Source organism: Shewanella sp., from assembly GCF_048265805.1.
In the GTDB taxonomy this organism is placed as follows: domain Bacteria; phylum Pseudomonadota; class Gammaproteobacteria; order Enterobacterales; family Shewanellaceae; genus Shewanella.
Genome location: NZ_JBLXAT010000045.1, coordinates 1 through 20,708, shown reverse-complemented (window position 1 = coordinate 20,708; position 20,708 = coordinate 1). Strand labels below are relative to the sequence as shown.

Annotated in this window: 23 protein-coding genes and 1 riboswitch; of the genes, 10 read left to right on the top strand and 13 right to left on the bottom strand. The window is 48.8% G+C overall.

Annotated features, from left to right (window positions below):
- Window positions 1–875: 875 nt before the first annotated feature.
- Both ACN0TT_RS19500 and ACN0TT_RS19495 read left to right on the top strand, forming a co-directional pair.
- Window positions 876–1,367, top strand: coding sequence for a nuclear transport factor 2 family protein (locus tag ACN0TT_RS19500; protein WP_417763793.1), 492 nt, complete (start codon window positions 876–878; stop codon window positions 1,365–1,367).
- A gap of 49 nt (window positions 1,368–1,416) precedes the next feature.
- Window positions 1,417–2,166, top strand: coding sequence for an alpha/beta fold hydrolase (locus ACN0TT_RS19495; RefSeq protein ID WP_417763792.1), 750 nt, complete (start codon window positions 1,417–1,419; stop codon window positions 2,164–2,166).
- 662 nt (window positions 2,167–2,828) lie between these two features.
- On the opposite strand, the gene ACN0TT_RS19490 is transcribed toward ACN0TT_RS19495, so the two are convergent.
- Window positions 2,829–3,080, bottom strand: a complete 252-nt coding sequence (locus tag ACN0TT_RS19490) for a hypothetical protein (RefSeq protein ID WP_417763791.1) — start codon at window positions 3,078–3,080, stop codon at window positions 2,829–2,831.
- Window positions 3,081–3,289: 209 nt separating this feature from the next.
- Here ACN0TT_RS19490 and ACN0TT_RS19485 point away from each other — a divergent pair, with 209 nt between their 5' ends.
- Both ACN0TT_RS19485 and ACN0TT_RS19480 read left to right on the top strand, forming a co-directional pair.
- On the top strand, window positions 3,290–3,763 hold the full coding sequence (locus ACN0TT_RS19485; RefSeq protein ID WP_417763790.1) for a magnesium-dependent phosphatase-1: 474 nt from the start codon (window positions 3,290–3,292) through the stop codon (window positions 3,761–3,763).
- A gap of 21 nt (window positions 3,764–3,784) precedes the next feature.
- Window positions 3,785–5,137, top strand: coding sequence for a hypothetical protein (locus ACN0TT_RS19480; RefSeq protein ID WP_417763789.1), 1,353 nt, complete (start codon window positions 3,785–3,787; stop codon window positions 5,135–5,137).
- A gap of 87 nt (window positions 5,138–5,224) precedes the next feature.
- On the opposite strand, the gene ACN0TT_RS19475 is transcribed toward ACN0TT_RS19480, so the two are convergent.
- Together ACN0TT_RS19475 and ACN0TT_RS19470 are read right to left on the bottom strand one after the other, a co-directional pair.
- Window positions 5,225–6,160 carry a class I SAM-dependent methyltransferase gene (locus ACN0TT_RS19475; protein WP_417763788.1) on the bottom strand — a complete coding sequence of 312 codons (936 nt, stop codon included), beginning with the start codon at window positions 6,158–6,160 and terminating at the stop codon, window positions 5,225–5,227.
- Window positions 6,160–7,284 (bottom strand): AI-2E family transporter, encoded by a 1,125-nt coding sequence (locus ACN0TT_RS19470; protein WP_417763787.1) that lies wholly within the window; start codon window positions 7,282–7,284, stop codon window positions 6,160–6,162. The genes ACN0TT_RS19475 and ACN0TT_RS19470 overlap by 1 nt, the downstream gene beginning before the upstream one ends.
- 82 nt (window positions 7,285–7,366) lie before the next feature.
- On the opposite strand from ACN0TT_RS19470, the gene folX reads away from it, so the two are divergent.
- The 4 genes from folX to ACN0TT_RS19450 all read left to right on the top strand — a co-directional run bounded on the left by folX (window position 7,367) and on the right by ACN0TT_RS19450 (window position 10,014).
- A complete protein-coding gene (gene folX / locus ACN0TT_RS19465) occupies window positions 7,367–7,720 on the top strand; it encodes a dihydroneopterin triphosphate 2'-epimerase (RefSeq protein WP_417763795.1) in 354 nt (117 codons plus the stop codon).
- A 216-nt stretch (window positions 7,721–7,936) separates the two neighbouring features.
- Window positions 7,937–8,833 carry a TIGR01777 family oxidoreductase gene (locus tag ACN0TT_RS19460; RefSeq protein WP_417763786.1) on the top strand — a complete coding sequence of 299 codons (897 nt, stop codon included), beginning with the start codon at window positions 7,937–7,939 and terminating at the stop codon, window positions 8,831–8,833.
- A gap of 68 nt (window positions 8,834–8,901) precedes the next feature.
- Window positions 8,902–9,132: a hypothetical protein gene (locus ACN0TT_RS19455; RefSeq protein ID WP_417763785.1), complete on the top strand. Its 231-nt coding sequence runs from the start codon at window positions 8,902–8,904 to the stop codon at window positions 9,130–9,132.
- Between the two features lie 270 nt (window positions 9,133–9,402).
- Window positions 9,403–10,014, top strand: coding sequence for a hypothetical protein (locus ACN0TT_RS19450; RefSeq protein WP_417763784.1), 612 nt, complete (start codon window positions 9,403–9,405; stop codon window positions 10,012–10,014).
- A gap of 126 nt (window positions 10,015–10,140) precedes the next feature.
- Here ACN0TT_RS19450 and ACN0TT_RS19445 read toward each other — a convergent pair whose 3' ends face one another.
- The 10 genes from ACN0TT_RS19445 to ACN0TT_RS19400 form a co-directional block, all read right to left on the bottom strand.
- A complete protein-coding gene (locus ACN0TT_RS19445; protein WP_417763783.1) occupies window positions 10,141–10,539 on the bottom strand; it encodes a hypothetical protein in 399 nt (132 codons plus the stop codon).
- A 279-nt stretch (window positions 10,540–10,818) separates the two neighbouring features.
- The gene (locus ACN0TT_RS19440) at window positions 10,819–11,406 is read right to left on the bottom strand and encodes a GNAT family N-acetyltransferase (RefSeq protein ID WP_417763782.1); all 588 of its coding nucleotides are present in this window, start codon (window positions 11,404–11,406) and stop codon (window positions 10,819–10,821) included.
- 258 nt (window positions 11,407–11,664) lie between these two features.
- Window positions 11,665–12,288 (bottom strand): 2OG-Fe(II) oxygenase, encoded by a 624-nt coding sequence (locus tag ACN0TT_RS19435; protein ID WP_417763794.1) that lies wholly within the window; start codon window positions 12,286–12,288, stop codon window positions 11,665–11,667.
- 503 nt (window positions 12,289–12,791) lie between these two features.
- The gene (locus ACN0TT_RS19430) at window positions 12,792–13,067 is read right to left on the bottom strand and encodes a hypothetical protein (protein ID WP_417763781.1); all 276 of its coding nucleotides are present in this window, start codon (window positions 13,065–13,067) and stop codon (window positions 12,792–12,794) included.
- Between the two features lie 78 nt (window positions 13,068–13,145).
- A complete protein-coding gene (locus tag ACN0TT_RS19425; protein ID WP_417763780.1) occupies window positions 13,146–13,697 on the bottom strand; it encodes an NAD(P)H nitroreductase in 552 nt (183 codons plus the stop codon).
- Window positions 13,698–13,777: 80 nt separating this feature from the next.
- On the bottom strand, window positions 13,778–14,623 hold the full coding sequence (locus tag ACN0TT_RS19420) for a DUF6279 family lipoprotein (protein ID WP_417763779.1): 846 nt from the start codon (window positions 14,621–14,623) through the stop codon (window positions 13,778–13,780).
- 84 nt (window positions 14,624–14,707) lie between these two features.
- Window positions 14,708–15,778, bottom strand: coding sequence for a phosphotransferase (locus tag ACN0TT_RS19415; RefSeq protein ID WP_417763778.1), 1,071 nt, complete (start codon window positions 15,776–15,778; stop codon window positions 14,708–14,710).
- Window positions 15,775–16,410: a nicotinamide riboside transporter PnuC gene (gene pnuC / locus ACN0TT_RS19410; protein ID WP_417763777.1), complete on the bottom strand. Its 636-nt coding sequence runs from the start codon at window positions 16,408–16,410 to the stop codon at window positions 15,775–15,777. Before pnuC ends, ACN0TT_RS19415 begins: the two co-directional genes overlap by 4 nt.
- A gap of 30 nt (window positions 16,411–16,440) precedes the next feature.
- Window positions 16,441–16,704 carry a YkoF family thiamine/hydroxymethylpyrimidine-binding protein gene (locus ACN0TT_RS19405; RefSeq protein WP_417763776.1) on the bottom strand — a complete coding sequence of 88 codons (264 nt, stop codon included), beginning with the start codon at window positions 16,702–16,704 and terminating at the stop codon, window positions 16,441–16,443.
- Window positions 16,705–16,751: 47 nt separating this feature from the next.
- The gene (locus tag ACN0TT_RS19400; protein WP_417763775.1) at window positions 16,752–18,917 is read right to left on the bottom strand and encodes a TonB-dependent receptor; all 2,166 of its coding nucleotides are present in this window, start codon (window positions 18,915–18,917) and stop codon (window positions 16,752–16,754) included.
- Window positions 18,918–18,973: 56 nt separating this feature from the next.
- Window positions 18,974–19,086, bottom strand: a riboswitch (TPP riboswitch).
- Between the two features lie 193 nt (window positions 19,087–19,279).
- Here ACN0TT_RS19400 and ACN0TT_RS19395 point away from each other — a divergent pair.
- Window positions 19,280–20,119 carry a hypothetical protein gene (locus ACN0TT_RS19395; RefSeq protein WP_417763774.1) on the top strand — a complete coding sequence of 280 codons (840 nt, stop codon included), beginning with the start codon at window positions 19,280–19,282 and terminating at the stop codon, window positions 20,117–20,119.
- Between the two features lie 51 nt (window positions 20,120–20,170).
- Entirely contained in the window at window positions 20,171–20,476 is a 306-nt protein-coding gene (locus tag ACN0TT_RS19390) for a hypothetical protein (RefSeq protein WP_417763773.1), read from the top strand.
- Window positions 20,477–20,708: the final 232 nt, after the last annotated feature.

Here is a 20,708-nt window from a genome sequence, read left to right as displayed (position 1 = left end):
GCAGCGGCGGTAGTTCTAGCTGAGCAGCTCTTAAAAAATGGCTATGCACTGGCGGATTTATGAGGGGATCCTTCAGTATCTAGCCTCCAGCCCCCACACCACCCTGCATGCGGCTCCGCACAGGGCGGCTCCAGAAAACGTTTAAAACATGATGGCCGATTAGCTCCCTCATGCCCCAATTATGGCTTCTGATTTTGCGCCACTGTACCTAAATCCGGTCGGATACAGTACAAGTGAGCTGCACAGGCTCCTAATTGATTTTCAGGGTCAGGCCTTCACCGTGTCCCATCCATTACGAAGGGCGTTGGGCTACTATGCCGTCTGCTGACTTCTGCCTAATCACATGCCAAGTTGCCCCGTCATGCGCTATCGGTTTTCATCTAATTCGCTCTTTCCAGTCGATGAATTTGAAAAGCCAAGGCACTTGTAGACCAGAGCCTTACTGGTTAATGACCGATCGCATGTTAAACAGATCTCCCCAGATAAGGACATGAACTTTCTTTGCACTGCTGCATCATTTACGGTGGCCGTTAGATCACGTGGTTTCGTCGCCTTGTGCCAACTCACCTTCAGCCTACGCCTAATATGATGTTCTTGTTCATCAGCTCGCAGATTTGCTAGCGGCTTCCTTCAGACCGCCACTCGCGGGTAAGCCCTTGCCATTCGCTAGTAGTTAACGTTTAATAACAGCATGTTATCGAAAGGTGACATTCCTGCAGAGGAGTTTCACCTCATTAGTTCATGCCCATGCTGAGCGTACACAAGGCCAAGCACAATCGTGCAATGCAAAAAACGCATTGCACTGGACCTAGCTACGCTCGGCCCGTGTTAGCGGCGTTAGGGCTCTCAACTCACATTCAGGAATCTTTGATTTTATGAAAACTACGAACGTTGCCTTAGCTGCCGTCTTAGCTGTAACCATCACCATTTTTGAGGTTAATGCCGAGACTGCACCCGAGCACGAAAGCCTTTACAACACTGTGGCCGCGCTGGATGCAGCGGTGTTCGATGCATTCAACCACTGCTCCGAGTCAGGGCAACTTGATAAACATGCCAGTTACTTCGCGGCTGACGTTGAGTTCTACCATGACAATGGCGGGGTCACGTGGACTCGTGAGGACATGATCGCCGGCACTCGCAAGAATGTCTGCGGCAAGTTTAGTCGCGAGCTCGTGGAGGGCTCGCTGAAGGTCTATCCAATCAAGGGCTTTGGCGCCATTGCGCAGGGCACGCACCGCTTTTGTCAGTTTTCGAGTGGCGTGTGCGAAGGCTTAGCTGACTTCACCATGATCTGGCACGAGCAGAATGGCAAATGGGAGCTCACCCGGGTGCTCAGTTACGGTCACCGGCCTGCGAGCTATCCCTAACAATGTGTGCCAGTCGGACAGTTTCTGTTAACACTCTTTAGGAGAAAATATGAAAGTTCATGAGTTTGGTGATCCTAAGGGTGTGCCAGTCGTTTTCTTTATGGGAACACCACAAAAAGGTGATTCTGGCCACGAGTTTTCTGATCTCGCGAGTAGATTCGGCATTCGTCTGATTTGCCCAACCCGTCCCTGGTACGATGATTTGGAGCTTACCCCTTCATTCGCCGAGTGTTCAGAAAAAACCACATCATATTTAAATAGCCAAGACATCAGTAACTGCCATGTTATTGGTGGGAGTGGCGGTGGGCCATTCGCACTTCATTTTTCAACTAAAAATACTAATGTTGTTCGCTCTTGTTATCTTTTAGCCTCTATGGGCACTCCAGATATATTCGTTGAGACAGTAAAATCACCACCTACGCTACAGCTATTGGAGCTGTTTAAAAATAACAACTATAGCTCAACCATGGAGTACTTAACCTCACTGGGGCTTCCGCAAGATTTAGCTCATGGTGCATGGTCTGATTTTAAAGTTCTGCTTGGTTCATGGGAGTCTATTAATTTTCAAAACGCACCAATGGTGTATATCCACCACGGTGAAGAAGATGAGAATGCGCCTATTGAGAGTATTCGTGACTTGGCAAAAAAATTACCTAGGTCGGAATTTCGTATTTCTTTTCAAGCCAGCCATGCTGGGCTGGCTGAAGACGAAGAGCTTTCGGAATTCACCAACATCTTTAAAGAGATTGGCGGCCAGCGAGATGCCAGTGCTAACAAAACGCTGCGGGATGACGTCTAACTTTGCACACCGCTGTCCAAAACCAAGTGACCTACGGTATCGGCCGTTATCGCTCTAGGGGCTGTTTATCTTTAGTGTTTAATTTTTGTTCAAATTAAACACATTATGAACGAGGCGAGACCTACGATGCTTAGTCAACTAAGCAAGCTGGGTTCAACAAAGTGCAGGAAGCGTTTAAATGAACCCTTCGGGCAGCGACAGCGCGCAAAAACAATCAGCAAAGATAAACAGCCCCTAGTGATGAATATAACCAATGATGGGGGATTTGCCTGGCGGATTAATTCCACAAAACAGCTAGCCATGCTGAATAACCTTGCTATGACAACGGCGATTGCGAGTGGTTAACTCATTGAAATTATGAATGTATGACTCGCCAAATACCAAAAATGGCGGCGGTGGAGCTAGGTGATACTGGCTAATGCCGATAAAAAAGTCCCCCTCACATGAGGGGGACTTTTAAAGATTGAGTTTGGTCGGTTGCTCATATAGTGACTCGTAATATTGGTTGCCACCAACGAGTCATGAGCCTCAATCGGTTAACGCTTCTGGTTGTTCTTCTAATGGTAAAGACTCGATTACCTCATCTTTGATCTGGTAATAAGCATCTTGGTATTCGTGTAATTCCATGAAAACTCCGGTATTTTTGTGCTTGATTTGGTTATTTATAATTGCTGCGCTGTTGTGTCCGCAGTGCCGCAAAATGTTGAACGTCCCGCCAGTGCAGAATAAGGGGCAATGCTGCCACTAGCGGTTAACTCAACAGCGCAGAGTGTACCAGCAACCACACATAAATTACAAAAAACTTTCAAAATTAAAAGTTTTAACACCGAAACAAAGGCTGATTTCCGCAACAAACCCAAATTTAATGTAATAACGAACGAAATACTTTCATCATTTAATTCAGATTGATTCAATTACCCTTGGTAAAACACTGCGGAATATTATTGCCGATGTGAATGGCCAGCATCACACCGGCAACGTGGCAATAAAAATGTCATCAAAGGTGTTGGCGCGCGTCAAATTTCAAGGTAGTGTAAGCCACTAAATATGCGATAGGTCAATAAGTTGGCGTTTGGCTGACGCGGCATTATCGTGAACAGAGGCGCAGATAGCGAAGTTGTCTATGACAGACATTCAGTTAGTCGTTTTTGATTTAGATTTTACCCTTTGGGATTGTGGCGGCACTTGGTGCGACCACACCGTACCGCCTTACCAACGCCACGGCGATCACATTTGTGATGCTGAAGGCAATAAAATCAGCTTGTACGCTGATGTCGCTAACATTCTGCACTATGCTCAACAACAGCAATTACCGCTGGCGCTGGCCTCGCGCACTTATCAACCGACTTGGGCTAAAAAGTTATTGCAGCTGTTTGAAATCGATGAATATTTTGATATACAGCAGATATTTCCTGACAGCAAACGTACACACTTTGCCAACATTCACCAACACACAGGTGTTGCGTACCACAACATGCTGTTTTTTGATGATGAAGTGAGAAATATTCAAGACGTTAGCTCACTCGGCGTTAAGGCTGTTTATGTTGAAAACGGCATTAATTGGCCCCTATTTCAACAACAGTTAGCGGCGGCATAACCAAGGAGATGGAATAACAGAATGCGTAAACTACTCACTGGAATCGCTTTAGGTGCAGCCCTGTGTTCTCATGCGCTAGCGGGCGATATTACCCAGCTCGATAGCAGCATCGATTTTCGCGCCGTCTACTGGCATGGCAACCAAGTATGGGCATCGGGCACGGCTGGCAGCATCTATATGTCCGCCGATAATGGTAAAAATTGGCAACCGATTACTGCCCCACAAAATAGTGACCAATTGGAATTTCGTGACATCCAACCGCTCGGTGATGGCAACGTGCTACTCATGAGTTCTGGCGAAGGCGACGCCTCACGCATTTATGCCACCAGTAACAATGGCGCTGATTGGCGTCAGGTCAACAAAAGTGAAGGCGCTAAACAGTTTTATGACTGTTTTCAAATGATCGACAAACAAACGGGGTATCTCTACGGTGACTCGGATGCACAAGGCTTGTTTGTGCTGCAAACCGACGATGGTGGCAACAGCTGGCAAAGGGTTGAGCTGCCCATACCAGCGCAAGCGGGTGAAGGTGGCTTTGCCTCCAGCGGCACTTGTGTCAACCGCGGCAACAGCAATATCCAAGTGCTGATTGGCACAGGTAACGCAGATAAGCCTCGTTTACTGTTACGCGATGAATCCGGCTGGTTGTCAATTGACACTCCATTTACAGGTGGCGCCGCCAGTGGCGTATTTTCCGTGCAACTCAGCGGTGATGAGATTTATGCCTTTGGTGGCTCACTCAATGATCGCGAAAAACCCGCTGAAGCGTGGAAATACAATCTGCAAAATCAACAATGGCAAGCGCTACCGCCCATTTCACTGAAAGGGGCTGTCTATGGCTCGGCAGTCTTCCGAAATGGTGACAGCAAGACCATATGGATTGCCAACCCCAATGGTGTTTCAGTGCTGGGCGCTGAGGGCGATTACAGCAAATGGCAAAAACGCAGTAAGCTCAATATCTGGAGTATTGCTTGCCGAGATAACGTTGGCTGTATCGGTGTTGGGCAACAAGGCACTTTGCAACGCTTTGGCCCCAAAGCGGTAGCGCCTGCACCAGTCATTTTGCCAGCGCCAGCAGAGCCAACAACAACGCCAGCGCCTAACGAGGGTTCAGACTCAGGTGTCATCCCCGCGGAAGATTCATCACCCGAGGTGACCACACCGTCAGAGGCACCAGCAAGCAAACCTGCAGAAGAGCAAGATACTGGCGTCACACCTGCCGAAAATACGGCTCCCGATGTGACGCCAACGGAGCAGCCTGCACCTGCGGTAAAACCAACCGAGCAGTCTGCACCAGCGGCAAAACCAGTGGAACAGCCTATGCCAGTCGCGCCAACCGAACCGAAGGAACCAACCGAACCTACGGTCGTGTAAGTTGGCATAGCTACATCATCTGCAAACACAAAGCCCGATATTTATCGGGCTTTGTGTTATTGCGGTACTAACAACGCTATGACGCGACTATGCGCTGGTTTGCTCCGTGGCATGGTAACGATAATGCAAAACCTTCAATGCTCGGTCAGCATCCACATCAGCAAACACGGCGGGATTCGCCAACTGCTCGATAAAGCTTAATTGCGGTACAGTTTCAGCCACCTGCTCCATCAAAAATGCGCGGCTCAGTTCCGGCGCATTTAGGCACAGCAACACATCGGCGCCATCGTTTAGCAGCTCCGGCAAGTGACGTAGTAAGCGCACGTAATCTTTCGTCGCCACAAAGCTGCCCTTTTGATTACTGGGCGGATCGGCAATTAACAAATCATATGGGCCGAGTTTGCGCAGCTTGCCCCACGATTTGAAAATATCGTGCCCAAGAAACCGGGCGCCAGCACCTAAGTCGTTCAGTTGGTGGTTTTGCTTGCCGGTGGCTAATGCGCCTTTGGCCATATCGATGTTAACCACCTCATCAGCGCCACCACTTAATGCCGCCACCGAGAAGCCGCAGGTGTAGGCGAACAGATTAAGCACCTTCTTGTATTTGGCATGGCCGGCCACCCATTGACGGCCGTTACTCATATCTAAAAATAGGCCGTGGTTTTGGCCACGTAACAGATGGACATGGAACTTGCGGCCATGTTCCGTCACCACATGCGGCTCCGGCACGTCTCCGGCCAATAACTCAGTATGCGTTTGACCACCGGCACGATACTGGTAGACCAGATTTAACGGCAACCGTAGTGCGGCAAAGCGCGCAACGATACGTTGCTGCAATAGATCAACGCTATCAGCGTCTATCGTTTTAAACGACGTCAGCAATAACACGGGGGCAAACCAGTCCAAACATAAGTGCTCGCACTCCGGCAACATACCACCACGGCCGTGGATTAACCGCTCCACATTATGCGCAGTTTGGGTGCAGGGGTTAATCGCATCGATCGCTTCAAGAAACAACTGCATTACTCGTTTTCACCTTGTTTATGTGCCGTCGCTTGGGTGTCGGCATTATCTGTATTTTCATCTTCATGCGAGGCGCGATCATGGATCTCCTGCGCACTGCTATCATCAGCTAATAAAATGGCGAACTTACGGGACTGAGCGTTATTTTCGAGCGCGATTTTCACAATCATGGTCAGCGGCACCGACAGTAACATGCCGACGGAACCCAACAACCAGCCCCAGAAAATTAACGACAAGAACACCACCAAGGTGGACAGCCCAAGGCCGCGTCCCATAAAGCGCGGTTCGATTACGTTACCCATGACCATATTGATCGCAATGTAGAGAATACCCACACCACCAGCGCCAGAGGGGCCAAACTGCACAAATGCCAGTAAGACAGGCGGCAACGCGGCAATCACTGAACCGATGTTAGGAATGTAGTTAAACAGAAACGCTACTACGCCCCACAGCAACGGATAATCAACGCCCATCAGCCATAAGCCGATGCCAGCAATCGCGCCAGTCGCCAAACTGACTAAGGTTTTGATCACCATATAGCGGTTGACTGACTTCATGAAGCGATCAATTTGCGACATGCGCATATCAGGTCTATCTAGCGCCAGATGCAGTTTACGCGGCAGAGATTCCGCCTCAAACAGCATAAATACGATGGTCAGAATGATCAGGAACAGATTCGCCATCACATTACCAACGCCAGACAAGGTGTTGGTGGTCATCGACAACGCCATTCCAGGGTCAAAGTAAGCCAGCACTTGGTCTTTGGAGATACGAATATTGAACTGACGTAACTTATCTAAAATCCACGAAAACTGCTCAACCAATTGGGAGCGATATTCCGGCAGATTTTTAGTGAAGTCATTGATGGAACTGCCAACAATTGAGGCAATCCACAATCCTGCCAACAAAATCAATCCCATCATCAGTAACACCGCTAACCAACGCGGCACGCGGTAGCGCACAAAGGTGCTGATGACCGGACTGCAGATCATCGCAATAAATACTGACAAGACAAACGGTACGACAATCGCACTGGCTGATTTAATGCCTGCGAGTACAATCACCAAAAATGCCATCACGGCAAAGCCGCGCACAGTCATTGAGGGACGATAGCTTGATGTCATCAACAAATTTCCTTCTTGTTCGCCAACAAAGTTGCTAGTCTTACTAAATAAATTTCCAGCTCAAACAATAAGTAAGCTTATGATTAATCCAGAACTGGCTATTATACGCATTAAAAACCTGCGATTGCGTACTTTTATCGGCATCAAAGAGGAAGAAATCAACAATCGACAAGACGTGATTATCAACGTTGTCATCCACTACGCTGCCGATAATGCGTATCAGACCGACAATATGGAGCATGCACTCAATTACCGCACCATAACTAAGGCCATTATTGCGTTAGTTGAGGAAAATCGCTTCTCTTTGCTGGAGCATCTCACCGGTAAGATTCTAGAGATCGCCAGTGAACACCCTTGGGTAGCATATGCCTCAGTCGAAGTCGATAAACCCCACGCCTTACGCTTTGCAGATTCAGTCTCTATGCAACTAAGCTGACAAAAAAAACAGTAAGTTAAACCAAGGTGCGAATATCATTCGCACCTTTCACTTGAGCCACATATTTGATGCGATATCCTATAGTTAACGGATAGAGAGGTTGAGTGGTAGGCGGCTTTTTCGTTTCCATCTTGCTGCGTACCACTCTGTCTGCCCACTCGGCTATTGTGACCGTGGATAATCAAGCCCATGGCACACAACACAACGGATGCTGCCATGAAAATTCTACTTACTGGTGCTACAGGGTTAGTCGGTAGCGCGTTAGTGCCACTGTTAGAAACCGACCATGAACTGTTGCTGGTCAGTCGCAATCCGATGAAAGCGCGACAGAAGTTCGGTCAAAACCATCAATACCTTGCCTCGTTGGATCAACTGCACCACCTAGACGATGTTGATGCGGTGATCAATCTAGCTGGTGAGCCGATTGTCGCTAAGCGTTGGAGTGATCAGCAGAAAGAAAAGATTTGCCACAGCCGTTGGGATATTACCGATAAAATTGCCCAACTGATCAATGCGTCCAGTACGCCACCACATACCCTACTGAGCGCCTCCGCCATCGGTTTTTATGGTCGTCAGGGCGATGCACGCTTGGCCGAAAATGCGGTGCCACACCAAGAGTTTAGCCACCATATCTGCAATATCTGGGAACAAAAGGCACAAGCCGCCGCCTCCAACTATACCCGCGTATGTATCTTCCGCATCGGTGTAGTATTGGCAGCCCACGGTGGTGCACTGGCAAAAATGTTGCCCGCCTTTAAACTCGGACTGGGTGGCCCCATTGGCGATGGTAAACAGGGCATGAGTTGGATCCATCTGCGCGATCTGGTCGCGCTGATCTGCTACCTACTCAATAACCCAGATTGCGAAGGGGTATATAACGCTACTGCACCAAATCCAGTGACTAACGCTGATTTTGCCAAAGCGCTGGGCAAAGCACTACATCGCCCAGCGTGCCTGCCCGCCCCTGCATTTATCCTCAAACTGGCGCTAGGCGAGATGGCTGATTTACTGACTGAAGGGCAATTTATCGTGCCCAAACATGCGTTAGATGAGGGATTCTATTTTGAATTTGCTGAGATCCATGAGGCGTTAGCCGATCTGTTTCCTGACTAATCTTACTAAGCTCGAACGAGCTTGATGGTGTTAACGCCGATGATGAGAACATAGCGCGAAGGAAGACAATGACCACATTTAATATCAGCCGTATTCATACCTATGCGGGCATTTTTAGACTGTCAGGTGAACTTACCGCATCGGGAAATAATACAGTGCTTAACTACGACGCCGCGGAGTTTATGAGTACCGATGGCTGGTGCGAACTCGATTTAACTCGCGCTCAAACACAGCAGATACTCGAACGTATTAAACCTGCAATCATCGAGCACTTAGCAGCAACGCCGCGCACTGAGTAACGTTAAAACATAGCTGCTGATACTCAAATTATTAAGCGGCGCATTTAGCCTTCATCGCTCCCGCCTCAAAAATCATTTATATATGCGATTTATCTCTAAAATTTCAGCCAGTTCAAAATCCAAAACTACGGTATTGTATAGTCACAAACCGTAACTAAAGCCGCTGCAATACTGACACGCAGGCTTCGGCCATCCTGTTGCGGAATTCGCGTGTAACCAGGCGCTAATAGCGCTATGACTATCAATGAAGATCATGGATGAGGAACTGCAATGCCAAAACAACGACTGTGCGCGCTACTCATTAAGCTGCAATTTGCTATTACCCAATGTCACGCACTCGTTACCACGTTCGTGCTAGCCGTTGTCCTAATAAGCCCCACAGCCAGCGCATCCGAGGCCAGTGTCACCGCTCATCAGGTCTTTGATGGCAAACTGTTTATGGCGTTGGTGCTAATGCAGGAACAAAACGGTGAAAGCGGCTTTAAGCTAGAATTTGATGATCCGGGCGCAGTGATGGGCGAAAGCACCATGCTATTAGGTGACTACCAAGTCACGGCCGATGAATTTGCTCTCAAAAATGGCATACAAACCTTACGCTATCGCATCACCGCCAAAAATAATGATGAAAACCGCACCTTTTACGTGCTGTATAGCGGTATCGTTAGTCTGCTAGCTGAGACCGACAAACACTATTTTTTCATTGCTGAAGAGTATCAAAAGACCATTAGATATTATGCTATGTTTGATGCGGCACCGTCACTGGCCGACCTAAGTCCCATCATTAAGGACGCGCTAGTCAAACCAGATAGCGCTTTGATCGCTACGCGTTGGAGTGGCAAGGAATCTGAAGTACTGATCTTTAGCGATAAGTTAATCCAGTAACCGCTGGCCGATGCTTAACGGTCGGTAAAATGTCAGGCTAAGTGATTTGTGCCGTCCAGCCACCAAGCAGCAAAACGCCCACAACAGCGGGCGTTCATCTATCCTGCGGACCAACCAATAGTTGCCTTACATTTTGGCCATAATCCAATAATTTAACCGCTGCTCGGGGTTGGCTAGAATCTGTTGGCATGAATCTTTATATTGTTTCATCAAACCACCCATGCCTTGCCCTGCTGTGGCCGCCATCATCTTTTCTTTGGCTTGTTCAATGCCTTGAGTAACCGCTTCTTGGGTATCATATTTGCCAGCCAAATCAGTTACTTGCTGCGCTGAACTTTTTAGGCGGTCACCCACCGATGCCATTTGTGGCGCATTCATGGCCGCTACCATTTGAGAACCGATGTCGTAGTATGCAGCGCATTGATACAGCTCGGAAGAAAAGGCTTGTTCGGCTTCACCAGCCAACGCCGCAGTAGATAAGCACAGCATGGCAGTGCCGAGGCAAATTGTTCTAGTGGTCATCATTACTCAGTCCTTGAAGATCTAATGCAATGAAACTACTTTAGAATTTACTAAATATCAAGATAGGTAATAGAAGCAGTTGATAGGGGCTGTTTATCTTTAGCGTTTAGTTTTTGTTCAAATTAACCGCATTATGAACGAGGTGCGCCCTGCGACGTTTAGTCAACTAATCAAACTGGGCGAAACAAAGTTCAGGAGGCGTTTAAATGAACCCTTCGGGCAGCGACAAACAGTATAAAATCAGGCAGCGCTCACTGCCTGACAAACACACGCTCGCAATGGCTACCCCTCAAGGTATTCACTCATCATCTGCTTGAGGTTGTCTTTAACCTCAGGCCATTCACCATCAATGATGGAATACACCACGGTATCACGTACCGTGCCGTCTTTTAGGATACGATGATTACGCAAAATGCCGTCTTGCTTGGCACCTAGACGCATAATCGCTTGGCGGCTTGCCTCGTTATTAAAATGGGTACGAAATTCCACCGCGATCACATCCAGCGTTTCAAAGGCGTAGGTCAACAGCAGCAGCTTACATTCAGTATTCACCGCAGTACGCTGCACGCTCTTACTGTACCAAGTGTAACCAATTTCAATATGGCGATTAGGCTGATCCCAATGACACAGCCGCGTGCAACCAACAATAGTGCCACTTTCACGATGACGCACGGCAAAGGCGAGCCCTTCGCCGCGCTGCTCAGCTGCCATGGAATCCAGAATATAGTCTTTCATCTCGTCTGGCGCGGGGATGCTGGTGTACCACAAATTCCACAATTCGCCGTCAGTAACCGCAATAGTCAGCGCAGCGACATGGTCAAGCGTAAGGGGTTCGAGAATGACATATTCGCCGGATAAAGTACCATCCATATGCACGGAGTATCTCCTGTTCAAGGTTGAGATCTTATTAACCTCAACAACAACTTATTGGCGAACACTGCCAATAGGGTCTGCTTGAACTATCTCGAAATTCCCAGCAAAGCGCAAGTTAACACCTGATTTATTTAGCCGTGACTTTTAGGTGGTTGACGGTAGCACCGTCAACCGAATGGACAAAAAGAGGAAATTGGCAGGCAAGCCGCTAGGCTAACACCATACATTCGCGGTTAGCATAGCAAGTGCCACAACCTAAAAGCCGTAATGACTGTTGCTGACGCGGAACCAGCCGGCAATGCTGCCGCGACCACGTTGAGTTGGGCATACTTCATGTGGGAAGCGTTCACTCAGGAAAATAACCAAGGTGCCAAATTCCGGCAAAATGGTATGCAGCAGTTGATCGTCTTCATCGTACAACTTCAACTCGCCGCCCTGCTCTGCCTGCCACTCATGGTTCAGAAAGAACACTGTGGTCAAAATGCGGTTTTGGCTGCCGCGCAGTGCATCCACATGTTTTTGGTAAAACGCGCCTGGGCGATACCAAGCATAATGGCTTTCGTAATCAAACAGCCCCATAAACAGCCGCTGATTTAGCCCTTCGCGTAATGACTCCATGATCATGGTGTAGCTACTGTCTGGCTCACTGCTCGGTTCCAACCAACGAATACGATCGGAGCGAATATCCTGATTGAGTTGTTGCTCGCCGCCACGGCCAATCGCCGCTAAGCGAAAATCTTCCACTGGTGCTTCTTCTACCCGCACTCGCAGTGCTTCAGTGAGTTGTTGCGGCAATACATCACGTAAAATCAGGTAACCATCGCTCACCAACGCATCGGCAATAGTATTTAACAGCGCATCATCAAATCGATTCATTATCGTTCCGGCTTAAATAGCCAAAGCGATAGCCGTTTGCTCGACACAGCGCTCTGGGAAACTTCCACTAAAAAGGCCTTCGCAAACAATGCAAAGGCCTTCAATCATTGAGCGCGGATTCTATGGTAGTTCCGGTGCCGCAACAATGTAATTCGATTAGTATGCTAATCATTAGGGTACGAATGACTTTTTACGAACCTAGCAAAGATAACAACCATCAAACCCCGACGACTGTACCAAGCCATTTTCGCCGCTTCGCTAGGGGTTGTTTTTGCAGTAGACAGGGCGTGATTAAGGCAAGGCAGGTGATATGCCGTGTAGTTATTCTCCACAAATATCACCTAACGCTGAATAAACTGCGCTATGTCACTGCCCGAAGGGTCCAATTAAACGCCTCCTGAACGTTGTTGCGCCCAGCTTGCTTAGTTAACTAAGCGTCGCTGGCTGCGCCTTGCTCATAATGCGTTTAATTTGAATAAAAATTAAACACTAAAGATAAACAGCCCCTAGCTTTTCTTAATCCGCACCACTTTCATGTATTCAAAGATCAGCCCGGCTACCACGTCATGTGCGGGATAATAGGTTAGATTAACTCGCGCGCCCTTTAAACTCTGATACTGCCCTTTGCGCTTAAATTTAAACGGGGCATCGCAGCCTTCTACCATCAACGAATGCACGATCCAGTCTCCCTGCTCCCGTTGCGTGTGCGACAGCACTTTCATTAACTCGGAATGGATTAGTTGCCGATTTTTCTCTACCAGTTTTTTCGGATCAGCCTGCATTGTTATAACTCGGTTGTTTGGGCGCTAAAACAAAAAAGCCACTGGGTTAGCAATGGCTTTAGTCGGCGACTAGCGTTGTTACAAATAACGGGCGAATTGGCTGCCGTCTTTTTGTGGTTTCAGTGGCATCTCAATCGCTGGCGTGCCGAGGTAAAGGAAGCCAACAATTTGGTCATCGACCTCTAGACCTAGCTCTTTATTAACAGTTTCATCAAAGGCAAAGCTGCCAGTGCGCCAGATGCCGCCAAGGCCTTGTGCGAATGCGGCTTGTTGCATCGCCATTGCGGCACAACCGGCGGCGAGTTGTTGTTCTAACTCAGGCACTTTGCTGATATCGCTGCGGGTTTTCGCCACTACAGTGATGATCATCGGCGCGCGTTTGGGCATGTTGGCCGCTTTTTGGACAAAGTCTTCATCAGCACCTTGCTGGCTAGCGGCAGCTTCAAAAATATCGGCAAGCTTACTTAAACCTTCACCTTCAGCAATGATGAATTCCCAAGGAGTTAAACCACCATGATCTGGCACACGCGCAGCGGCGTCCAAAATCACTTTTAGTTGGTCAGCGTTGGGAGCGGGTTTAGTTAACCGCGGGCAGGATTGACGAGTAAGAAGAAGCGTTAGTGCATCCACAATGTTGTCCTTAATCTAATACATGCTCGTTAACACCATAGCAGGGCTAAGGAGCGATACTCAAATCGATGTTGGCTAAATTAATCACCTTCTGCGGCGAGTTCGTCAAGATCTTCTATCAATTCATCGAGTTTATTCAACAGGTGCCGTTGCTGTTTGGCCGTTAAGGTCGGCCGCAGCGCCACCAACCACTCACCAAATTTGTAGGTATTTTGCTGCAGTTTTTGTTGGTAGTCCTGGCTACGCAGTTGCTGCGGCGCGGTCAGTAACATTTTAAGCTGAGTTTTAAGCTGTGGGGTGTTGCTACGCTCAAGCAAGGTTTGTTTAAACTGCCGATACCACTCATGGCGATACTCAAGCCACATGTCGGTAGTAAATTCTCGCTCGCTATTGTACTGATGCACAAGTTGTTTTTGCTGTTTTGTTACGCTACCTAGCCAATCGTCTAAGGTGTCTTCTATTCGTTCATTGGCTTGTTTGATTAGCTCATCGTGGCTTTTATCGGCATATTCTTCATCGAGCTCTTGCTGTTCTTTAGTGAGTTTTTCATTGATGAGTGTGACTTGCTCATCCGATAACGACTGCACTAACGGCCACATCTGCTCAAAACATTGCGTGAAGATGTTGTACCAATGGTCGCGCAGTTTATCGGTAAATTGCAGCCAGTAATCGGGCGAAAAACTGTTATCACTTATCTGTTGCCGAAAACCGCGCACGTCGTTGGCATATTTAGGCAGTTCATTGGTTTTGTGCCATTTAAGAAAGCCGGTTAGCAATTCGTCAAACTGGTCTTCTTGTTGCTCATTCAGCGTAACGTAATCGTCTAAGCCCCATTCGATGGCCCAATCCATGAAGTGGTAACTCATTTTGGTGGAACATGCTGTCAGCAAGATCAGCAAGGTACTTATCGTGAGCAGTCGTTTCATTCTGCGCTTCCCTGTCGAAAATATCAGCAACTCTTCAGTTTATGGACTGACGAAATGATTATTGGTTCCACCCAACCAATAGGCTCACTTTCTGACAAGTTGCCAGTAGTTGTCAAACCAGCCGAAGAGTTCGCTCGCATTTTCACAGTGGCTGTCGGCCATTTGTAATACCCAAGCACAGGAATAGAGCCAGAAGATATCCAGCGCGGCAGGCAATGCACTGAGCGCTGCCAATGTCACAAAGGGGTGTTGTTCGAGATAATCGACAATGAGTTGCTGCTGCGCCATAGGCGATAGCCGATGTGTGGCCAATACGCCCACCAATTCAAACAATGGATGCGAGCTACAACAGTATTCAAAATCGACGCACAGTAAGCGCTCGGCGCTCAACAACAGGTTGTTGGCACTTAAATCGCGATGGCAATACTGATGCTGGATCAGCACCTCATCCAGCTGTGACAAAATGCCTGCGCAATCAAACTGGGCAAGTAAAGTGAAGCGCTGCAGCCATCCATCCGCGTCATTTAAACACTGCTGAGCCATATTGTTGTCGGCGCGCATTCGCTCGAGACGTTGCAAATAGATGTACCACTGCTTGGCTAAGCTGATATCCAATGATGGTGCGGGCAGTTGGCGCAGCCCTTGTAGCAATGGCTGCAACTTGCTTAGCAACCCTTGTTCAAGGGGATTTAGCGGCGTCACGTGGCTCAGCGCTGATAAGCTGGCAAGAGAATGACCACCAATCAGCTGTGCCAATGCCGCGCTCGATAAATATTCCCGCGATGCCAGTTGTCGCCAAGGAACGAGATCTGGCAAATCAGTAGAGATTTCATCCACCCACTGCGCCAGATAAAAACGATGTAACGGGTCGACCCAATAAAGCCGTGGCGCTAATCCTGCCGCTTCGGCCGCACGCCAACAGGCAACCTCGTTGACGCGGTCACAAATCACATCGGTTACGGGTGCATTAATCCGCAGTAAAAACCGTTGTTGTTGCCCATCGGCGCTAAACGCACTGAGACAAAAACTGTGATTGCTAAGCCCAACCTCAATGGCCACCAGTTGGCTGACATGCAGTTGTCGCTGCTGCAGTTGTTGAATCAAGCGCTCCAGTTCTTCTGCAGGGCAAAAAGCCAATAAAGCATCGAGTTTCAACGCGTCTCAGCCTCTGTAAGTTGCTGAGCACGCCAATCGCTACGCCATAGCATATAACCACCGATGGCTAAGCCAACATACAATAACGACAGCAAGGACGTGAGCATCATGCCTTTGCTGAAGTACAGATAGATAGACACCAGATCAATCACCACCCAATAAAGCCAGTTTTCGAGCACTTTCTGCGCCACTAAGTAGGTGGTCAGCACGGCAAAACAGCTGGTTGCCGCATCCAGATACGGAAACGCAGCCTTAGTGTAGTTAGCCATCACATATCCCACCGCCAGCGCTAATACGCTAGTAGCAGCGATAACCAACGCGTGTTTACCCACCGACCAAGTACACACCGGTAGCCCCTGCTGCTCACTGCCGCCACGCTGCCACATCCAATAGCCATATACCGCCATTACCATGTAATAGACGTTAAGTACCGACTCCATCAGCAAGGAGACTTTCCAAAACAGCACGGTATAAATGGCGGTGCTAGCCAGCGCTGCGCCCCAACACCATGCATTAGCTTTCATCGCCAATAGCAGGTAGGCCAGTGCCAACAATACAGCCACACCTTCCCACAGGTTCATGCCCTGCATTTCGGTGGTGGCTTGCGCCAGCAGTTGCCACAGTTCATTCATGGGTCATCTATTCCTTAAAACCGCTATTGCTTAGGTGCGGCGCGTTAAGTCCAGTTCGCCTTCGACGAACTTACACACAAACATCGCCTTGCCCCACTTGGCGTCGGTAGCTTTCATCTCGGTTGCGAGGATCTGCATGATTTCATCGCAATCGCCGCTGATCTGAGTGCCAAGTGAATGCGTCACCCGTTGAATGTTAGGGTAGCTGTCGAGGCGTTTAATCAACCAACGGATCGGCGCTTTGTAATCGCTTTCAGTCAGCGGATACATGCTAATTTCAGCCGTTAATTTCATCTGTTATCTCCTTATTTACACCCCACCGTGGCGAGGCGTTCACACCGTTATAAAAAGCGCAGTTGCAAGGTTATGCCCAGTTGACGCGGGTCGCCGTAGCGAATGTACTGCTTGTCAGCCCAATCTTGATCAGGCTCGTTACCGAAGTAAAAACCCCGCACACCATACTGTTTGTCGGTCAGATTACGGCCCCACAGATACAGCGCCCAAGTGTCGGCATCATAGCCCACTTTGGCGTTGACTATGCTATAAGGTTTGGATTGTGAGTCGTTACTGTCGGAGTAGTAGAACTGACTCTTGCCACTGCCGTTAAGGTTAGCAAACCAACCATCCGCGCTGCGCCACGTGGCACCAAGGCTATATGTCCAATGTGGCGAATGCGCTAAATCGCGTCCAGTTAAATCTACCGTGGCACCATAGGCATCATTATATTGATAATCCCCATACTCAGCGCTCAGGTAGCCTACACTGCTGTAAAGTTGCAAGCTGTCGCTGACGTACCAATTTCCTTCAAACTCAGCGCCGTAGTTATTGGAGCTACCGGCGTTTTCGGTAAACAGAATAAACCGTTGTGGATCGGCCGGATTTTGCAGGGATGCCGCCACTTGTTGGTGCTGGCGATCCATGTAAAACACTGAGATACGGCTGTCGGCGGTGCCATCTAACCAATGCGATTTAAGGCCGATTTCGTAGTTATACAAAATCTCAGTATCAAACTCTTTTTTATCTGACATGGTCGCTGGCAGCGTCATGTTAAAGCCGCCCGCTTTGTAACCACGGGCGATGCGCGCATAACCTTCTTGCGTGTCGCTGAAACTTTTTGTCAACGCGATATGGCCGCCCCACATGGTTTCGCTGGGGTCAAAGTTGTCGTTGTTGGTATCGCTATAATCGCTGCTACGGCGTTCAATACGTGCGCCGACTGACAGCTTATAACCGCCACGAAACACGGTATCTAGCTGGCCGAAAACGGCATAGTTATCCGCATCATATTGCGATACCAACACTTCATCTGGGTAACCGTTGTATTCCGAATACAGGTCGTTATCTTCCGATAAATCCATCAGATACACGCCCACCAACCAGTCGGTAGAACCCGCGAATATCTTACCAGCATCTTTGGAACTTAAGCGTAACTCTTGCGAAAGGGTTTGACGCTTGCCGCTCTGATCCCAAAAGTAGTTGTATTCACAGGCGGCGCCATCACAATCACGACTCGCCCAATACGTTGGGTTGGCCCAGTCGCCATCAAAGCTATACTGATGATCGGAATTAGCAAAGCTAGTGAGTGACACCAGTTGCGCAAGAGCAAAACCGTCGTAAGTGAGCTTAACGCTAGCACCGGTGGTTTTTTGTGAGTCTTTACCTGGCTGGTCACTGAGGCTGGTTTCGCCATTGTTATCTAACGTCCACGCATCGTAACCATTATCAAAATCGGCAAACATCACCGTGGTATCAACTTGTAAATTGTCGCTGGCAAACCAGCGTAGTTTTAGCCGAGTGCTGAGTTCATCGCGCTGGTTGGTGTCATCACGGTTAAGATAGCTGTTGTCGATATAACCATTTTGCTGGTGCTGTTGCACTGCCACGCGATACAGCAATTTATCGCTCAACGGCCCCGAACTAAAACCGCTGATGGTGCGTAGATTGTCATCGCCGAGTGATACTTCCATACCGTGCTCACGGGTTTCGGTCGGGTCATTACTTTTCAGATAAATCAGCCCCGCTAACGCATTGGCGCCATAGCGGGTGCCTTGCGGGCCGCGCAGCACTTCAAACTGCTGCAGGTCGTACATGCTCGACACCATGCCAAGGCCAGAAAGGTCGATATCATCGATAATAAAACCGACAGAAGAGTTAGGCGCGCCCTTGTATTCCTCTTGCTCACCTACCCCACGGATTTGAAAATATTTAGGACGCGAGCTGCCACCGGACCAGTTAAAGTTGGCAATGTTATTGAGCATATCTTCAAAATGTTCGGCACCTTGGTCTTCAATCCGTTGCTGGTCAATCACGGTGACACTGGCAGGCAGTTTATCGACACTGGTCGCGCGAAAATCGGAGCTAACCACGAGATGTTCAATGGTTGCACCATCGGGTGCGCTACTGGTGGCATTTTGTGCCACATTCGGCGCTTCATTGGCGATAACAGGGGTAACAACAGCTTGCGCAATTGCAGTGGCAAGTAAGGTAGGTAGTAAAACTTTGTTCATTTGGACCTCAAATTTATACGTTTGAGATCCGGCATGCTGATTAGCGGTTGGATAATGTGCGAATTGTGGCCCATTCCTACGCCGGTACTAGCCGGATCAGGTTCTAAGGGTTCGCAGTAGCTGCATCTCAGTCTGTTGTTGATAACAACAAACACCCCTTGGCGAGCTCAAGTATACCTAATTTTATGCGGAGCGAAACAGTCGCTTGGCCAATTTGTCATATAAATTGCACTACGGCTGTGGCAGTTATGATGCAAACGGCACCATTTGTCGGGCAATATCACCGCAAGTCGTTGTGACAATGCATTGATACTATGGAATAATCCGCCCTTACTATTACGGACAACGCTGTCAAGGACGCTATGAAATCTCAGTTGTTTTCACTGGTATTAACTATCACCAGTGCTGCAATTTGCCATCAAGCTAACGCGCAAACGCCTGCCCAATGTGAGCTGTCAGGGCTCAAACTGGTACGCCATCAAGCCAATCAGTTGTTCAAGCAGCAAGACTATGCCACCGCACTGGCGCAACTCACGGAATTTGAAAAGCGCTGTAGCAGTGAAATGTATGAACTGCTCCGCCAACCAGAACATACAAGCGATTACTACTGGCTGCAAAGCGACATTATGGCGGCGCAGTTAAAAACACAGGCATATGGCCAATGTATCAACTCAGGTACGCAAATGTTGTACGGTTGGATGTCTAAGCTGCAAGAGATGCCAGACACCCGCGTACATCGCGCTATCAGCTATAACCTCCAGCAGTGTCAGTCGCAATTTGAGCAGCCTTATTCGGTGGATAAACTGAGCCAGACCGCCTGCCCTGTTGACGGTTTTGCTGGCACCTTAATTAGCCAACAGGGTGATACCACCTTGTGTTTATCGCCGCAGCTTAATCAACACTACGACGATATGGTAGAACCCGATCGCGCCCCTGCCGCACAATTTGAATTACTCACCCGCAAAGGTGACGAACAGCAACGGCAGCAGCTCACCGTGCAAGATGGCCGCTTGGCCGATATGGATCTGTGCGGCGTAGATAACGCCACAGCGGGCGTCATTAATGGCCGCACCATCGTACGTTTACAAGGTAGCACTGGCTTTTGCCATCCGGGCAACGCCGCCTTTATCTACGATGGATTTTTTGAACTAAAGCAAGGCCAGTTAACGCTACTTGATGAGGTGTTGTCTCCGGTACATTAACCAGTGACAGCGAACGAAGAGCGAAGCATGGACAGTCAGCAGGGATTTGTCATGGATGAAACAGAATATGCCGCGACGTTGCTAGCAGAGCGCCACATGTACGCTTGGACATTGCAGCGATATGGTCAACTGACGGCTTTAGCGGCGCAGGAAAAAGCAAATGCCTTTTATGCCTACACAGCCGCAGACGTGCCGCTGCGTGAGTTAGTATTCCATAATCAAGCGTGGCATTGGGCGATGTTAGCGCTATTTGGTGAGCGCTATTTGGTGAGCGCTATTGGCAGCAATACCCTGAATTTGAACCCGTGTCTCAAGCCTATGAGGCTGAGTATGAACGTTACCTGCAAACGAGCATGACGGCAAAATAGTATTGCCGCCTTAACACTGCGCCTGATACGCGGTGCGGTGTTGCGGCAAGTTCTGTGCGTAACAAGAATAAGGAACGCCAAATATCCCAAACCGATACTCTCCTCCTGCATCCCCGCAATGGTAGCGAGCGCTGAACGGTGCACAGCCCTGAAGGATCCCCTCATAAATCCGCCAGTGCATAGCCATTTTTTAAGAGCTGCTCAGCTAGAACTACCGCCGC

Coding starts and splice junctions, on each gene's coding strand:
- ACN0TT_RS19500 (WP_417763793.1), top strand. CDS start 876: ATGAAAACTACGAACGTTGCCTTAGCTGCCGTCTTAGCTGTAACCATC.
- ACN0TT_RS19495 (WP_417763792.1), top strand. CDS start 1,417: ATGAAAGTTCATGAGTTTGGTGATCCTAAGGGTGTGCCAGTCGTTTTC.
- ACN0TT_RS19485 (WP_417763790.1), top strand. CDS start 3,290: ATGACAGACATTCAGTTAGTCGTTTTTGATTTAGATTTTACCCTTTGG.
- ACN0TT_RS19480 (WP_417763789.1), top strand. CDS start 3,785: ATGCGTAAACTACTCACTGGAATCGCTTTAGGTGCAGCCCTGTGTTCT.
- ACN0TT_RS19475 (WP_417763788.1), bottom strand. CDS start 6,160: ATGCAGTTGTTTCTTGAAGCGATCGATGCGATTAACCCCTGCACCCAA.
- ACN0TT_RS19470 (WP_417763787.1), bottom strand. CDS start 7,284: ATGACATCAAGCTATCGTCCCTCAATGACTGTGCGCGGCTTTGCCGTG.
- ACN0TT_RS19460 (WP_417763786.1), top strand. CDS start 7,937: ATGAAAATTCTACTTACTGGTGCTACAGGGTTAGTCGGTAGCGCGTTA.
- ACN0TT_RS19455 (WP_417763785.1), top strand. CDS start 8,902: ATGACCACATTTAATATCAGCCGTATTCATACCTATGCGGGCATTTTT.
- ACN0TT_RS19450 (WP_417763784.1), top strand. CDS start 9,403: ATGCCAAAACAACGACTGTGCGCGCTACTCATTAAGCTGCAATTTGCT.
- ACN0TT_RS19445 (WP_417763783.1), bottom strand. CDS start 10,539: ATGATGACCACTAGAACAATTTGCCTCGGCACTGCCATGCTGTGCTTA.
- ACN0TT_RS19440 (WP_417763782.1), bottom strand. CDS start 11,406: ATGGATGGTACTTTATCCGGCGAATATGTCATTCTCGAACCCCTTACG.
- ACN0TT_RS19430 (WP_417763781.1), bottom strand. CDS start 13,067: ATGCAGGCTGATCCGAAAAAACTGGTAGAGAAAAATCGGCAACTAATC.
- ACN0TT_RS19420 (WP_417763779.1), bottom strand. CDS start 14,623: ATGAAACGACTGCTCACGATAAGTACCTTGCTGATCTTGCTGACAGCA.
- pnuC (WP_417763777.1), bottom strand. CDS start 16,410: ATGAATGAACTGTGGCAACTGCTGGCGCAAGCCACCACCGAAATGCAG.
- ACN0TT_RS19405 (WP_417763776.1), bottom strand. CDS start 16,704: ATGAAATTAACGGCTGAAATTAGCATGTATCCGCTGACTGAAAGCGAT.
- ACN0TT_RS19400 (WP_417763775.1), bottom strand. CDS start 18,917: ATGAACAAAGTTTTACTACCTACCTTACTTGCCACTGCAATTGCGCAA.
- ACN0TT_RS19395 (WP_417763774.1), top strand. CDS start 19,280: ATGAAATCTCAGTTGTTTTCACTGGTATTAACTATCACCAGTGCTGCA.
- ACN0TT_RS19390 (WP_417763773.1), top strand. CDS start 20,171: ATGGATGAAACAGAATATGCCGCGACGTTGCTAGCAGAGCGCCACATG.